Origin of the sequence: Umezawaea sp. Da 62-37 (assembly GCF_032460545.1) — a bacterium.
In the GTDB taxonomy this organism is placed as follows: Bacteria; Actinomycetota; Actinomycetes; order Mycobacteriales; family Pseudonocardiaceae; genus Umezawaea.
The window spans coordinates 11,380,724-11,396,043 of sequence record NZ_CP135965.1 but is presented as its reverse complement, the minus strand read 5'-3'; the positions used below and the strand labels follow the sequence as shown (position 1 = coordinate 11,396,043).

Annotated in this window: 13 protein-coding genes; 4 read left to right on the top strand and 9 right to left on the bottom strand. The window is 70.2% G+C overall.

Features of this window, described 5'->3' with window-relative positions:
• On the top strand, positions 1-1,119 hold the full coding sequence (locus RM788_RS51030) for an LLM class flavin-dependent oxidoreductase (protein WP_315929044.1): 1,119 nt from the start codon (positions 1-3) through the stop codon (positions 1,117-1,119).
• A gap of 47 nt (positions 1,120-1,166) precedes the next feature.
• Here RM788_RS51030 and RM788_RS51025 read toward each other — a convergent pair whose 3' ends face one another.
• From RM788_RS51025 to RM788_RS51015, 3 genes are read right to left on the bottom strand one after another with little or no spacing between them, the layout of a single operon-like run.
• Positions 1,167-1,826: a methionine ABC transporter permease gene (locus RM788_RS51025; protein WP_315929043.1), complete on the bottom strand. Its 660-nt coding sequence runs from the start codon at positions 1,824-1,826 to the stop codon at positions 1,167-1,169.
• A complete protein-coding gene (locus RM788_RS51020) occupies positions 1,826-2,854 on the bottom strand; it encodes a methionine ABC transporter ATP-binding protein (protein WP_315929042.1) in 1,029 nt (342 codons plus the stop codon). The genes RM788_RS51025 and RM788_RS51020 overlap by 1 nt, the downstream gene beginning before the upstream one ends.
• Positions 2,855-2,858: 4 nt before the next feature.
• Positions 2,859-3,770: a MetQ/NlpA family ABC transporter substrate-binding protein gene (locus RM788_RS51015; protein WP_315929041.1), complete on the bottom strand. Its 912-nt coding sequence runs from the start codon at positions 3,768-3,770 to the stop codon at positions 2,859-2,861.
• 418 nt (positions 3,771-4,188) lie between these two features.
• Between RM788_RS51015 and RM788_RS51010 the strand changes: the two genes are divergently transcribed.
• Together RM788_RS51010 and RM788_RS51005 are read left to right on the top strand one after the other, a co-directional pair.
• Positions 4,189-7,191, top strand: a complete 3,003-nt coding sequence (locus RM788_RS51010; protein WP_315929040.1) for a 3-keto-alpha-glucoside-1,2-lyase-like domain-containing protein — start codon at positions 4,189-4,191, stop codon at positions 7,189-7,191.
• A gap of 24 nt (positions 7,192-7,215) precedes the next feature.
• On the top strand, positions 7,216-7,380 hold the full coding sequence (locus RM788_RS51005) for a hypothetical protein (RefSeq protein WP_315929039.1): 165 nt from the start codon (positions 7,216-7,218) through the stop codon (positions 7,378-7,380).
• Here RM788_RS51005 and RM788_RS51000 read toward each other — a convergent pair.
• The 3 genes from RM788_RS51000 to RM788_RS50990 all read right to left on the bottom strand — a co-directional run bounded on the left by RM788_RS51000 (position 7,377) and on the right by RM788_RS50990 (position 10,048).
• Positions 7,377-8,552 carry a 4-hydroxybenzoate 3-monooxygenase gene (locus RM788_RS51000; protein WP_315929038.1) on the bottom strand — a complete coding sequence of 392 codons (1,176 nt, stop codon included), beginning with the start codon at positions 8,550-8,552 and terminating at the stop codon, positions 7,377-7,379. The two genes, RM788_RS51005 and RM788_RS51000, sit on opposite strands and share 4 nt — an antisense overlap.
• Positions 8,553-8,633: 81 nt before the next feature.
• Complete coding sequence (locus tag RM788_RS50995) at positions 8,634-9,392, bottom strand: helix-turn-helix domain-containing protein (RefSeq protein ID WP_315929037.1); 759 nt, start codon at positions 9,390-9,392, stop codon at positions 8,634-8,636.
• Complete coding sequence (locus tag RM788_RS50990; RefSeq protein WP_315929036.1) at positions 9,389-10,048, bottom strand: TetR/AcrR family transcriptional regulator; 660 nt, start codon at positions 10,046-10,048, stop codon at positions 9,389-9,391. The genes RM788_RS50995 and RM788_RS50990 overlap by 4 nt, the downstream gene beginning before the upstream one ends.
• 103 nt (positions 10,049-10,151) lie before the next feature.
• On the opposite strand from RM788_RS50990, the gene RM788_RS50985 reads away from it, so the two are divergent.
• Entirely contained in the window at positions 10,152-11,273 is a 1,122-nt protein-coding gene (locus tag RM788_RS50985; RefSeq protein WP_315934940.1) for an FAD-dependent oxidoreductase, read from the top strand.
• Between the two features lie 137 nt (positions 11,274-11,410).
• Here the strand turns inward: RM788_RS50985 and RM788_RS50980 are convergent, their stop codons facing one another.
• From RM788_RS50980 to RM788_RS50970, 3 genes are all read right to left on the bottom strand, one after another.
• Positions 11,411-12,499 carry a hypothetical protein gene (locus tag RM788_RS50980; protein ID WP_315929035.1) on the bottom strand — a complete coding sequence of 363 codons (1,089 nt, stop codon included), beginning with the start codon at positions 12,497-12,499 and terminating at the stop codon, positions 11,411-11,413.
• Positions 12,496-13,449: a hypothetical protein gene (locus tag RM788_RS50975; RefSeq protein ID WP_315929034.1), complete on the bottom strand. Its 954-nt coding sequence runs from the start codon at positions 13,447-13,449 to the stop codon at positions 12,496-12,498. The genes RM788_RS50980 and RM788_RS50975 overlap by 4 nt, the downstream gene beginning before the upstream one ends.
• Positions 13,450-13,665: 216 nt before the next feature.
• A complete protein-coding gene (locus RM788_RS50970) occupies positions 13,666-15,210 on the bottom strand; it encodes an AMP-binding protein (RefSeq protein WP_315934939.1) in 1,545 nt (514 codons plus the stop codon).
• Between the last annotated feature and the right edge of the window lie 110 nt (positions 15,211-15,320).

Sequence of the window (15,320 nt, the reverse complement as noted above, 5' to 3'; positions counted from 1 at the left end):
ATGCCCGAGATCCCCCTGTCCGTGCTCGACCTGGTGCCGATCAGCTCGGGATCCACGGCGGCCGAGGCGCTGCACAACACCGTCGACCTCGCCCGGAACGCCGAGCGCTTCGGCTACCGGCGCCACTGGTTCGCCGAACACCACCTCAACCCCGGCGTCGCGGGCACCTCGCCACCCGTGCTGATCGCGCTGGTGGCCGCCGCGACCGAACGGATCCGCCTCGGCTCGGCGGGTGTCCAACTCGCCCACCGCACCCCGCTGGCCGTGGTCGAGGAGTTCGGCCTGATCGACGCGCTGCACCCCGGCCGCCTCGACCTCGGGCTGGGGCGCAGCGGCAGGCAACCGGTCCGCGAACGCCCGGCCGCACCACAACCGCGGCCCGTCGTCCCGGTACCGGACAACGGGCTGGTGATCCCGGAGCGGTTCGACTTCGGGACGCTCGCCGGGTCCCCGCTGATCGCGCTGACCACCGCCCTGCTCCAGCAGCCCGGCGCCGAGACGCCCGACTACGACGAGCAGGTCGACGACATCCTGGCCCTGCTGGCGGGCGCCTACCGCTCACCCGAAGGCGTCGAGGCGCACGTGGTCCCCGGTGCGGGCGCGGACGTCGAGGTGTGGATCCTGGGCAGCAGCGGCGGGCGCAGCGCCGCCGTCGCGGGCGCGAGGGCACTGCGGTTCGCCGCCAACTACCACGTCAGCCCGGCGTCGGTGCTCGAGGCCGTGGCGGGCTACCGCGCCGCCTTCCGGCCCTCGCCCGAGCTGGAACGGCCCCACGTCGCCGTGTCCGCCGACGTGGTCGCCGACGACGACGCCACCGCGCGGGAACTGGCCGCCGGGTACGACCTGTGGGTCCGCGGCATCCGCCGGGCCGAGGGCGCGATCCCCTTCCCCACCCCGGCGCGGGCCAACGCCCACGAGTGGACCGACGAGGACCGCGCGCTGGTCGCGGACCGCGTCGACACCCGGTTCGTCGGCTCGCCGCGCACCGTGGCCGCCCGGCTGCGGCAGCTCCGGGAGGCGACCGGCGCCGACGAGCTGGTGATCACCACCATCACCCACGGCCACGCCGACCGCGTGCGGTCGTACGAGCTGCTCGCGGCGGAGTGGGCGAACGGCTGACCGGAACGGCCGCCGCGCGCCGGGCGGAACCCGCCCGGCGCTCCCGGTCAGCGGCGCAGCACCTTCCTGGCCAGGAGGTTCCCGGCGAACTGCGCGACCTGGACGATGACGACGATGGCGATCACCGCGCCCCAGGTCACCGCCGGGTTGAACTGGCGGTAGCCGTACACGAGGGCGAAGTTGCCGAGTCCACCGCCGCCGATGACGCCCGCGATGGCCGACATGTCCACGAGCGCCACGAAGATGAACGTGTAGCCCAGGATCAGCGGCCCGAGGGCCTCGGGGATGAGCACGCTGAAGATGATCCGCGGGCGGCCCGCGCCCATCGCCCTTGCCGCCTCGATGACACCGGGGTCGACGCTGACCAGGTTCTGCTCGACGATGCGGCTGATGCCGAACGCCGCCGCCAGCGACAGGGCGAAGATGATCGCCTTGTTGCCGATGCCGATGCCCACGACGATCCGGGCCAGCGGCTGCACGGCGCCGATGAAGATGACGAACGGGATGGGCCGGAAGAAGTTCACCAGCACGTTGAGCGCCACCGACACCGGGGCGCTGGCGAGGATGCCGTTCTTGCGGGTGACGTAGAGGGCCACACCGATGACGAGTCCGCCGACCCCGCCGAAGGCCAACGTGATCCCGACGATGTAGAGCGTCTCCAGGGTCGACTGCCAGAACAGCGACTGGAGCTCGACCAGGCGGTCCATCACCCCACCTCCGTCGTCGTCACCTTGGTGCGCAGCCTGCTCAGCGCGAGGTCGATGGCGGCGTCCCGGCCGCGCAGCGCCAGCGTGAGGTTGCCGAACGACCGGCCCTGGATGTCCTCCATGCCCCCGTGGACGAGTTCGAACTCGATGCCGCGCTCGATCAGCTCGGCGAACGCCTCCGACTGGGGCAGCGAGTCGTCGCGGAACGACAGCGTCACGATGCGGCCGGTGTGGTTGGCCCGCAACGACTCCAGCGCCGCGCCGGTGGGCGTGTCGGCGATCAGCGTGCCGACGAACCTCTTGGTGGTGGCGTGCTTGGGGTGCGCGAACACGTCGAACGCCGTGCCGTCCTCGACCACCCGGCCCTGCTCCATCACCACGATCCGGTCCGCGATGGTGCGGACCACCTCCATCTCGTGGGTGATCACCACCGTGGTGATGCCCAGCTCCGTGTTGACCTTCTTCAGCAGCCGCAGGACGTCCTGCGTGGTCTCCGGGTCGAGCGCGCTCGTGGCCTCGTCGGCCAGCAGCACCTTCGGCGAGGTCGCCAACGCCCTGGCGATGCCGACCCGCTGCTTCTGCCCGCCGGAGAGCTGGTCGGGGTAGCTGTGCGCCTTGTCCGCCAGCCCGACGAAGTGCAGCAGCTCCGACACGCGCCGCCGGTGCTGCGCCTTGGGCACCTTGGCGATCTGCAGCGGGTAGGCGATGTTTCCCCACACCGTGCGCGAGGACAGGAGGTTGAACTGCTGGAAGATCATGCCGATGCCCAGCCGGACCTCGCGCAGACGCCGTTCCGGCAGGCCGGTGATCTCCTTGCCGTCGACGGTGATGGTGCCTGCGGTCGTCTTCTCCAGCGCGTTGATCAGGCGGACCAGGGTGGACTTCCCCGCGCCGGAGTAGCCGATGATGCCCGCGATCTGGCCCGCCTCGACGTGCAGCGTCACGTCCCGCACCGCGCTCACCGGGGTGGCGCCCCGGTGAGCGCGCGGGAAGACCTTGGACACGTTGTCCAGTTCGATGATGGCCATCGGGCTACTTCCGCTCCGCCGTGATCTTCTCGACGTCGACCAGCGACTTCCGCAGGTCGCCTGCCGGGGTCTTGGCGAACACCGCGGTGCCGCCGGAGACCTCCTTCACGCCGTCGAGCACCTCCTGGCTGTTCTGGTAGATCTCGACGAGCTTGGTGTAGGTGGGGTTGTCCTTGTCCTGGTCGCGCGTCGCGAAGACGTTCACGTAGGGCAGCGCCTTCGGGTCGGCCGGATCGTCCTTGGCGATCGCCTTGTCGAAGGAGAGCCCTGCCTTCTCGACGAAGTCGTTGTTGATGATCGCCGCGGCCAGGTCGTCCAGCGAGGTCGCGGTCAGCGCGGCGTCGAGCGCGGTGACCTTCACCCTGGACGCGGCCTCGTCGACGTCGGTGAGGTCGGAGAAGATCGTGCCGCCGGACTTGAGCTTGATCAGCCCGGCCGACTGGAGCACCAGCAGTCCCCTGCCCTGGTTGCTCGCGTCGTTCGGGACCGCCACCGTCGCGCCCGCCGGGACGGCCGCCGCGGACTCGTACTTCTTCGAGTACAGGCCGAGCGGGTAGATGGCGGTGGCGCCGACGGGCACCAGGTTCTTCTTGTTCGAGACGTTGTAGTCGGCGAGGTAGACGATGTGCTGGAACTGGTTCAGGTCGATCTCGCCCTCGGCCAGCGCCGGATTCGGCTGGGCGTAGTCGGTGAAGTCGACGACCTCCACCTTGATGCCGTTGTCGGCCGCCGCCTTGACGTAGCTCGACCAGTACGGATCGCTGGCGCCGACCACGCCGATCCGCACCGCCTTCCCGTCGTCCCCACCACGGGTGACGGCGAACACGACACCCGCGGCGATCAGCACGATCACCACCCCGACCGCCACGAACAGCCCGAGCCGCTTCTTCGGCGCCTCGATGAGTTCTTCGGACATGGCCGCCCCCTGCTTCGCTATCGGATATCGCGCAGTCGTGAATTCGAGTGCGCGCCGGTGAGAGTAGAAGTCCTTGATCGGAAAAGCATGTCGTCCTGCCATTCGGGATCACTCCACCGGAAGTCGAATTCGTGGTACCGGAGTTCGTTTCCCGTTGTGCGGGTCACACCCTTCGCGCAATTCCCGACACTCGGATCAATCGCCGCCGAGACAGCGCGGGCGCAGTCGGCCCGACGTCTTCGGGGCGCGGTTCCCACCCGGTCATTTAGTTCAGTGGGTTACCTAACTCTACCGGTCCGATATGCCTCGTTTGGCGCAACTTTGTGTCGAAACCAACGGACTTTCGTTGACTTCAAGCGAAAGTGTTCGTAACTTCAGCCTGGCCGCGGCGATCCCTGCCTTCCCTTGAGGAGCGACGATGCTTCCTTGTGCCGCTACACGCGGCCGTCCACTCGGACGGCCGTTGACCCTGCTCGTAGTCCTGTTCACGGCGTTGCTGGGGCTGGTGGTCGTCAGACCAGCGCCGGCCAGCGCCGCCATCCCTCCCCAACAAGCCGGTGTGACCCTGCGGGTCTTCGACCTGCAAACCGAGTTGTCCCGGCTGTGCACCCTGAAGACGGGCCAGACGCCCAACGTCGACAAGCTGATGCCGACGATCAACTGGACCGCCACGTCGGACTTCGTCCTCAACGACTTCTTCGTGGCCGAGGTGACCGGCAACGTCAACATCACCACCGCCGGCACCTACCAGTTCCGGCTGACCAGCGACGACGGCTCGCGGCTGTCGATCGACGGCACCCGCGTGATCGACAACGACGGCCTGCACGGCGCCACGGCGGTGACCGGGTCCGTCGCGCTGAGCGTCGGCTACCACGCCCTGCGGATCGAGCAGTTCGACAACGCGGGCGGCCAGCAGATCACCCTGGACTGGCAGCCGCCGGGCGCGTCCGCCTTCGTGCTGGTGCCGAACTCGGTGCTCAGCACGGACTCCGGTGTGGTGCGGGTGACCGCGCCGGGCAAGAAGGAGTGCGTGGGCGGCACCGACTCCCCCGGTGACGGCCTGCCGCTGACCGGCGTCTACCCCGGCTTCACCCTGACGAACCTGCGGCCCAGCGGTTTCCAGCCGCAGGTGACCGGGATGGACTGGCTGCCGGACGGCCGGATGGCCATCACGACCTGGGGCGGTTCGGACACGACCGTCGGCGAGGTCTACCTGATCACCAACGCGACCGGGACCACCGACCCCTCGCGGGTGCAGACGCAGCGCGTCGCCAGCGGCTTGAAGGAGCCGATGGGGATCAAGTACGTCGACGGCAAGCTGTACGTGTCGGAGAAGAACCGGCTCGTGGAGCTCAACGACACCAACGGCGACTGGGTGACCGACAACTACCGCACGGTCGCGACGTGGCCGTTCTCCGGGAACTTCCACGAGTTCGCGTTCGGGTTGCTGTACAAGGACGGCTTCTTCTACATGAACCTGTCCGTGGCGATCAACCTGGGCGGAGCGACCACCGACCCGCAGCCCGCGGCCAACCGCGGCACCTCGCTCAAGGTGGACAAGAACACCGGCGCGGTCACCTACGTGGCAGGCGGTCTGCGGACCCCGCACGGCATCGGCTGGGGCCCCGAGGGCGACGCCTACGTCACCGACAACCAGGGCGGCTGGCTGCCCGCGTCGAAACTGGTGCGGATCAAGCCGAACCGGTTCTTCGACCACTACATGAACCCGGCGGGCCCGTTCGACTCGCAGCCGGTCACCGCGCCGGTGGTGTGGTTGCCGCACAACGAGATCGCGAACTCGCCGAGCAACCCGGTCCAGCTCACGCAGGGCACGTTCGCGGGCCAGATGGTCTACGGCGACGTGACCTACGGCGGCTTGCAGCGGGTGTTCATGGAGAAGGTCAACGGCGAGTACCAGGGCGCCGTCTTCCGCATGACGCAGGGTCTCGAGTCCGGGGTGAGCCGCATCAGCCTCGGCCCGGACGGCTCGATCTACACCGGCGGCATCGACGGCGGCGGCAACTGGGGCCAGCCCGGCAAGCTCGCCTACGGCCTGCAGAAGCTGACCCCGAACGGCACCAACGCCTTCGACATCCTGTCGATGAAGGCGGTGCAGGGCGGCTTCCAGCTCGAGTACACCCAGCCGCTGTCGGCGGCGACCGTCCAGGACCTGGCGGGCAAGTACCAGGTCGAGCAGTGGCGCTACTCGCCGACCGTGGACTACGGCGGCCCCAAGATCGACCAGCAGACGCTGTCGGCCGGTTCCGCGACCGTGTCCGCCGACCGCAAGACCGTCACGATCCAGGTCCCCGGCCTGCTCGCCGGTCGGGTCGTGCACGTCCGCTCGCCGCGCCCGTTCGCGTCCGAGAACGGCACTCCGCTGTGGAGCACCGAGGCCTGGTACACGCTCAACTCGTTGGTGGGCGGCGTGCCGACGGCCGTGACCTACGAGGCTGAGCGCGCCGCGCTCAGCGGTGGCGCCGCGGTCGCCAAGAACCACCCCGGCTACACGGCGACCGGGTTCGTGGAGGGTTACTGGAACAAGGGCGCCGCCACGACGTTCTCGGTGAACGCGCCGAGCGCGGGCGCCTACAACGTGGCGCTGCGCTACGCCAACGGTCCCGATCCGGCTCCCGGAGCCAAGTCGTTGAGCGTGTACGTCAACGGCACCAGGGTCCGGCAGGTCCGCCTGGCCAGCACGACCAACTGGGACACGTGGGCGGACCAGCCGGAAACGCTGACCCTCAACGCGGGCGCCAACACCGTCGCCTACCGGTTCGACGACGCCGACGCGGGCAACGTCAACCTGGACGCGATCACCGTCACGGCGGCGCAGCGGATCCAGCTGTTCGGCGGGACCGACCTGAACGCGTGGGAGAAGCGGGCGGGCGGCGCCGCGACCTGGCCGGTGTCCGGCGGTTCGGTGGAGTCCAACGGCGGCGACATCCGGACCAAGCAGAAGTTCGGCGACTTCCGCCTGCACGTCGAGTGGAACGAGCCGAACTACCCGGCGGAGGTCACCGGTCAGGCCCGCGGCAACAGCGGCGTGTACTTGCAGGAGCGCTACGAGCTCCAGGTCCTCGACTCGTTCGGGGACACCACGCTCGCCAGCGACGAGGCCGGGTCGATCTACACGAAGAAGGCCCCCGACCGGAACATGGCCACGGCTCCCCTGACGTGGCAGACCTACGACGTCACCTTCCGCGCCGCCCGGTTCGACAGCGCGGGGACCAAGACCGACAACGCCCGTGTGACCGTCGTCTGGAACGGCACGGTGGTGCACAACAACATCGAGATCAACGGCACCACCGGCGACAGCTCACCCGAGGACGCCTCACCCGGACCCATCCGGTTGCAGGACCACGGCGACGCCGGTGAGAACCCGCGGTTCCGCAACATCTGGATCGAGCCCATCGCCTAGTAGGGCTTCGCCAGATGGATCGGGGTGCTGCGGGGTTCTCGCAGCACCCCGATCCGGACTCGCGTCCAGTCCGGCACCCGAGCGGGCGAGCGGGCGGCGTCGTGGGTGTCGAGCGGTCCCACGGGCGCCCGTCACGGCCGGTTCGACTTCGCCGTCGCCCCGGTGGTCGAAGGCGTCGCCGACCGCTAGTTCACCCCGGCCGTCAGCTCGCCGAAGAGCCGGTTCGCCGTGGGCGAGGTGAACTGGCGTTCCAGCTCGGCCCGCGCGATCCGCTTGCGGAACTCCCCGGCGTAGGACGGGTCGCCCGCGTTGTGCATGGTCTCGGTGATCCACGCCGCGAACGCCTGGTAGTTCCAGACGTGGCGCAGGCACGTGTCGGAGTAGTCGTCGAGCGGGCTCGGATCCCCGTCCGCCGACCACCCGATCACCGCTCGGGCGAACACCTCGGCGTCGTGGAGGGCGAGGTGGATCCCCTTCGCGCTCATCGGGGGCACGATGTGCGCCGCGTCGCCGAGCAGGAACAGCGCGCCGTGGCGCATCGGGCTGTGCACCACGCTCCGCAGGGGCACGATCCGCTTGTCGACGATCGGACCGGTCGCCACCGGTGTGCCGAACCGCGCTTCCAGCTCGCTCCACACGCGCTCGTCCGGCCAGTCCGATGGGGTGTCGTCCGGCGGGCACTGGAGGTAGAGGCGGCTGGCGTGCGCGCCGCGCGGGATCAGCCCGGCCAGACCGCGCGAGTGGATCGCCATGCCCGACGGGCTCGCGGGCACCTCGGCCAGCACGCTCAGCCAGTTGTAGCCGTACTCGTGGGAGTGCCGGGTCAGGGCCTCGGCGGGGATGCTCGCCCTGCTGACGCCGCGGTCGCCGTCGCACCCCGCGACGAAGTCGCAGTCGAGGACCCCCATCGAGCCCGAGGGGTCCCGGTAGCGCACTACGGCGCGTTCGCCGTCGAAGTCCTCCAGCGACACGTCGGCCGCCTCGAAGCGGAGGTCCCCCCCGTCGCGGAGGAAGGCGTCCGTGAGGTTGCGGACGAGGACCTGCTGGGGGCAGAAGACGCTTTCGTCGTTCTCGTCCTCCCCGAACTCGATCGGCATCTCCTCGCCGTCGATCCAGAACCCGCCCTCGGCTTCCGCGACGGGGTCGCCCTCCAGCACTTCCGCGAGCCCCCACTCGCGGAACATGCGCACCCCGAAGCTGTCGATGGTCCCGGCGCGCTGCCGCCCTTCGACGTACTCGCGGCTGTGCTTCTCCAGGATCGTGCAGGCGATCCCGTTGCGCAGCAGGAAGTTGCCGAGCGCGAGGCCCGACACCCCGGCCCCGATGATCACGACAGCGGTGTGCTCGTTCGTTTCGGTCATGCGTCCACTCTCGACTCGACGACGGACGACGACCACCGGTGAACGACCGCCGGATACCGGAAACCCGCCAACCTCGGACGGCTACCGCGACCCGTCGCCCAGATCCGCCTGGTAGCGGCCGGGGGTCTGCCCGACGACCTGGGTGAACGCGTCGATGAACGTCGACGGGTTGGCCCACCCGCACTCCGTCGCGGTGTCGGTGACGGACCGGCCGTCGGTGAGGTGGATCAGCGCGTGGTGGATGCGCAGCACGGTGCGCCAGCGGTGGAAGCCCATGCCCAGTTCGGCGTGGAAGAGGCGGCTGAGGGTGCGTTCGCTCGCTCCGGCCACGCGTCCCAGCTCGCCGAGGGTCGCCGACCGGGCGGGATCGGCGTGCAGGAGGTCCGTGACGGCGCGCAGCCGGTCGTCGCGCGGTTCGGGCAGGTGCAACGACTGCTCGGGGGTGTCGACGAGTTCGTCGATCACGACCGCGCGCAGCCGCCGGTGGGCACCGGGTCGGGCTTCCCGGCGATCGGTCAGCGCCAGCAGTGCCTCGCGCAGCAGCGGGCTGACCGCGAACACGCTGGGACGCGCCACGAGATCACCGCACAGACCGGCCGGGATGGTGACCAGTCGGACGTCGGTCCGCCCGTAGAAGCGGTGCGAGTGGTCGAACCCCGGCGGTGTCCACGTCACCCGGTTGGCCGGGGCGACCCAGGTCCCCCGCGCCGTCGTCGTGGCCAGCGCTCCCGCGGCGGCGTACACCAGCTGCCCGCTGGTGTGCCGGTGGCTGTCGAGGTGGAACCCGTGCGGGAGCCACCCCTTGCCCCGGAAGACCTCGCTGTCCACCGCATCGGTCACGGGACGCCCGCGGTGATGCCCGCGAGGATGAGGTCGATCCCCGCCAGGAACTCCTCCCGGTCGTCGTGGTCCCGCAGTTGACCCGCGACGATCCGGGTGAACGCGTACTCCTCCGCGTCGAGCGACGCCCACGCCTCCGCGACCGCGTCCAGGACCTCGTCCCGACTCGCATCCGGCCGCACACCCCGCCGGTCGGCCACGTTCTGCCCGCCCACACCGAGGATGTGGTTCAACAACGCGGACGCGGCGGTGAACAGCTCGGCCTCCGCGACACCGAGCGCCTGAACCTGCCTCCCGATCTGCTCGAAGACCCTCAGGATCGGCGACCTCCACGGATCACGCGCCAGCTGGGAGCCGATCCACGGATGGACCTCGATCGCGTCGAACACGCCGAGCGCCAGGGCCCGGACCACCTCCCGCGGCGTCGCACCCACCACGTCGACCGCCATGGTCGCGGCCACAACCGCATCGGTCGCGGCACCGACCAGCTCGTCCTTGTCCTTCACGTGCCAGTAGATCGCACCAGGCCCCGTCACTAGGCGCTTCGCCAGAGCGCGAAACGTCAGCCCACCCTCACCCTCGCTGTCCAGCAACCCGATCGCCGCCTCGACGATCCGCTCGCGGGACAGCGGTTCCCCTCGCCGACCGGTGACCATGCGCACATCCTGGCACACACCTGGAACGGCGTTCCAACTTGACATCTCTGGAACACCGTTCCAGTCTAGCTGTGGAACAGCGTTCCAGACCCGGAGGAACCACATGACCAGCCCAGTCACGATCATCGGCGCCGGCCTCGGCGGACTCGTCCTCGCCCGCGTCCTGCACATCCACGGCATCCCGTCCACCGTCTACGAAGCCGACCCGTCCCCCACATCGCGCACACAAGGCGGACTGCTCGACATCCACAACCACAACGGCCAACCGGCTCTACAGGCAGCAGGCCTGCTCGACGAGTTCCACGACCTCGTCCTGGAGGGCCGCCAAGCCATGCGCGTCCTCGACCGGAACGGCACCGTCCTGTTCGAACAACCCGACGACGGCACAGGCGAAAACCCCGAAGTGCAACGCGGCGAACTGCGGCGCATGCTCCTCGACTCACTCCCGAAAAGCACCATCCGATGGAACCACCGGGTCAACAACGCCCGCACCCTCGGCAACGGCCACCACCAGGTCACCTTCGACAACGGCAGCACCGTCACCACAAGCCTGCTGATCGGCGCCGACGGCGCATGGTCCCGAATCCGACCACTGCTCTCCGAAGCGCGACCCGAGTACTTCGGCAGATCCGTCATCGAGACCTACCTCTTCAACACCGAAACCCACCACCCCGCCACCGCGAAGGCGGTAGGCAGCGGCGCTCTCTACGCCCTCTCCCCCGGCAAGGGACTGCTGGCCCACCGGGAACGGGGCGACACCCTGCACAGCTACGCGACGCTCACCAAGCCACAGGACTGGTTCGCCGCCATCGACTTCACCGACCCCACCGCGGCCATCGCCCGAATCGCACAGGAATTCACCGGCTGGGCACCGGAACTCACCGCGCTCATCACCGGAAGCGACCTCCCCCCGATCCTCCGCCCCCACCACGCCCTACCGGCCGCACACCGCTGGAACCGCGTACCAGGAGCAACCCTGCTGGGCGACGCCGCCCACCTCGCGGCCCCCAACGGCGAAGGCGCCAACCTCGCCATGCTCGACGGCGCCGAACTGGGCGAAGCCATCGCCACCCACCCCGACAACATCGAAGCAGCACTCACCGCATACGAACAGGCGATGTTCCCCCGCAGCACCGAAGCCGCCACCGAGGACGACATCCACGAACTCCTCTACGGCGAAAACGCACCACACAGCCTGATCTCCGCATTCACCAACAACCAGTAGCAGACCGCCCCAAGCACCAAAGAGCGCACAAGCCCATGAGCGTTTCGAGGGACAAGCCCACCAACACCCGGCGTCCAGGGATCAGGCCAACGACACCTGACATCGCAACCAACCCCCAACCAGCAGCGAGCGGCACCTCAATAAAGCCCCTCCACCCCCATCCGAACCGCCGCCAACGGCCGCACATTCGCCACCCCATCCGCGAAATTCCCGAACCCCGGACGATGCCGAACCGCCTCATCCCTCTCCAGCGCGTTCGGCAGGAACAGATCCCGATGCAACACCGTCAACCGAACCCGCCCCACCGCCCCAGCCCCCACCACCGTGCGCCCGTCGACTCGATCCACCACGGCCATCGTCACCTGCGGGTAGTTCGGCGTGTAGGGCATGAGGTCGCCGCCCTGCTCCACCGGCAGCCCGGCCGCGTTGCCGAAGGTGTTGCCGTAGCTCAGCCCGCAGATCCCGCCGTCGAGCGCCGCGACGAACTCGCGGTACATCTGCGAGCTGAGCTGGGTGCCGCTCAGCCGCACGCCCCGCAGCCGGGCGACCGCCGCCGGATCCCTGCGCAGCAACGCTTTCAGCAGTGCGGGGGTGGTGTTGAGGTAGTCGACGCGATCGCCGCCGAGGACGTCGAGCATCTGGTCGAGCAGGTGGTTGGTGTAGTCCGTGGCCTCGGCCAGCCTGCCCGCGCTGATCAGCCGCTTCACCCACCGCGGGTCCATGTCGATCGCGTAGGCCATCCCGCCGTGCAGCCCGGAGACCTCCCAGGTGCCGTTGCCGATCAGGTGCGGGCCGGTGGGGGTCGCCTGCAACCACCGGCGGTGCGGCTCGAACCCCTCGGTGACGAACGACCACCACCGCCACACGCCGCGGTGCACGATCATGTCGGGCGTGTAGAACACCCGGCACGGCGAACCGGTGGTGCCGCCCGAGTCCCAGATCCTGCCGGCCAGCGGACGGGGGACGGCCAGCGGCACGAACTCGGCGGGGTCGTTGTGCCGCAACAGGTCCAGGTCCGTCGGCCCGAGGTCGGCCAGCTGGTCGTACCGCGTGATGTCGCGCGGGTCGAACGGCAGTTCCGACGCGGTGCGCAGCCAGTACGGGCTGCCGGTCTCGGGGTCGAAGTGCCGCCGCACGACCTCGCGGGTCCACGCGTCGAGGTCGGTGTCCAGCCAGCCGTCGACCAGGTCCTGGCACCGCGCGGGCGTCAGGTCCGGCGCGGTCATGGCGCGATGCCCGGCGCGGGCAGTTCGACTCCCAGCTCATAGCTGGTCAGCAGGAGCTTCTCGACGTCCTCCGGGCGCTGCACGTGCACCACCGGGAACGGGAAGGACAGCAGTCCCTCCGGGATGGACCCGCCGACCACCACGCCCAGTTCCACACCGTCGGCGTGCATCGCGCGGGTCACCTGGGTCAGGTCGATCGGGTCCACCGGGTTGCGCAGGAACACGTCGCGCACGTCCTCGGCCGTCATCAGCCGCTTGTCGTCGAAGCACGAGTACAGCGGGATCCGGGGGGCGGTGAAGGCCATGCCGGCGATGTGCGGGGCCAGCGCGTCCCGCAGGTGGCCGCGCAGGGGCGTGTGCACGGCCACCGCGCGGCCCGGCAGCACGGTCACCTGCCCGGTGGGCCGGTCGCCCGCCAGCCGGTGCAGCGCGGCCAGGTGGCCCGCCAGCAGGTAGATGCCCTGCGAGTCGTCCGCGGTGCGGCCGAAGTACCCGGCCCGGTACACCTCGCCCGTGACGGTCAGGTCGTCGGCTTCGGCGGCGCTGGGCACCGCCGCGATGGCCAGACCCTCCTCGGGTCCGCCCATCGGTTCGTCGTGCGCGCCGGAGCGCACCAGCACGTCCAGGAACGCGGGCCGGTCCACCGCCCCGGCCAGGCAGGAGGCGGTCATCGCGCCCAGGCTCAGCCCGCCGATGGCGCCCGGCCGGACGCCCGACAGCGCGAGCTGATCGTGCACGGCCAGCGCCATCGCGGCTTCGCGCACCATCCCGACGGTCCGGCGCTCGCGCAGTTCCTCCGGCAGGTCCCCGCTGAGCATCCGCTCGACCGGGATCCCCGTCAGGTCCGAGACTTCCTCGTACGTGCTCCGCACACCGGGGAACGCGTCGTAGAGCTCCGAGCCGTGCGGCACGGCGCCCACGCCGCCACCCAGCAGGTATCCCAGCGTCATCGCATCACTCCAGAACAGGGGGCGCGGCGCGCCCATCCGCGAGGGCTCCCAGCGACCGGAGGCCGACCGCTGGCCGAAGTCTGCGCACCGCGCATAGCGGCGGGGTATCGCGTGCGACACGGCCTCGCGGTCGGTCGGGGGCACGGTCCACAAAGGTCGCGTCCGCCGGTGAACCGCCCTTCCCGCCGTCGAAATCCGATCCGACGGCGGACGGGATCAGCGGGCTTCCTCCTCCGCCACCAGCAGGGCCTTGTCGGGTTTGCCGGCGCCGTCGAGCGGGAGCCGGTCGCGGAACCGGATCACGTCGGGCGCGTGCTTGTCCGACAGCTCCTCGGCGACGTGCGCGGACAGCGCCCCGGTCGAGACGTCCTCCCGCGTCACCACGACGGCGTGCACGTACTCGCGCCGGTCGACGTCCTTCACGCAGTAGACGGCCGCCTGCGCCACGGACGGATGGGAGAGCAGGGCCTGTTCGACCGTGCTCGGCCGGATCCTGATGCCGTGCGCCTTGATCACGTCGGCCAGCCTGCCGTGGATGCTGAGGTAGCCCTTCTCGTCCAGCGAGCCCAGGTCGCCGGTGTGCAGCCAGCCGTCGCGGATGGTGCGGGCGGTGAGTTCGGGCTCGCCCCAGTAGCCGAGCATGGTCAACGGCGACCGCACGCAGATCTCGCCGGTCTCGCCCGTGGGGAGCACCTCGTCGGTCTCCGGGACGTGAATGCGGACCTCGGCCGCCATCGGACGTCCGACGGTGCGGCGCAGCTCCGGGTCGAGGTGCTCGACCGGGCCGAGCATGGTGATCCCGCCGGTCTCGGTGGTGCCGTAGAACTGCACGAGCCGTTCGCCGAGGACCTTGACGGCCTCCGCGAGCCGGGCTGGCGCCGCGGGACTCCCGACGTACATGACGCCCTTGAGCCCGGACAGGTCGGCGGTGTGCACGCGGGGGTGGTCGAGCAGGTCGTAGAGCTGGGGCGGCGTGATGACCGCGAGGGAGATCCCGTCGCGCTCCACCGCGTCCAGGAACCGGCCCGCCTCGAAGCCGTCGTGGAACACGATGGTCCCGCCGGAGGCCAGGGTGTTGTCGGCCATGCCGCCGGTCGAGTGGCTGACCGGCAGCGTCGCGAGGTAGACGATGGGCTCCCCGGACGCGAGCGCGGCCTCGATGTAGAGGCGCCGGAGGCGGAACGGGACCGCGATCCCCTTGGGGGCGCCGGTGCTGCCGCTGGTGTAGAGGATGACCGCGGGCTCGTCCGGCAGTTCGGGGACCGCGGTGAGGTCGACGGCGGCCGGGTCTCCCGCGGACAGGTCGAGCACGTCCGCGGCGAGCGGTTCCGGCGCGGCCAGGCGCGGCGGGTTGTCCAGGCCTTCCAGCAGGCGGCGGGCCAGCGGCAGGTTCGCGGCGTCCACGGCGAGCACGGTGGTGCCCGTGGCGGCGATGATGGCGCGCCGGTGGCGCGCGGCGAGCTGGTCCTTCGGGTCCACGGCGTTGGTGGAGTGCAGGTGCACGACCGTTGCGCCCGCGAGGTTCGCCGCGTACCGCAGGGCGAGCGTGGCGGGGGTGTTGATCCCGGTCAGGATCGCGACGACCGAGCGCGTGCCGGGGGTGGCGGTGCCCGCGAGGACGTCGGCGGCCGCGAGGACCGAGCGGGTGAACTGGTCCGCCGTCAGCGATCCGCCGGGGTGCTCCACGGCGGTGCGCTCCGGGTCGCGACCCAGCACCTCGAGGATGGTGGAGACGTAATGACCGGTCGGCGGCATCGTCACCTTCGTCAACTCCAGTCCGCGTTCCCGGTCGATCCGCGAAGTCGGATCCCCTCGGGTCGCGGCATGCTGGCATGGGGCGCCTAGCGTCGCGATATCGCTCGGCGGAGGAC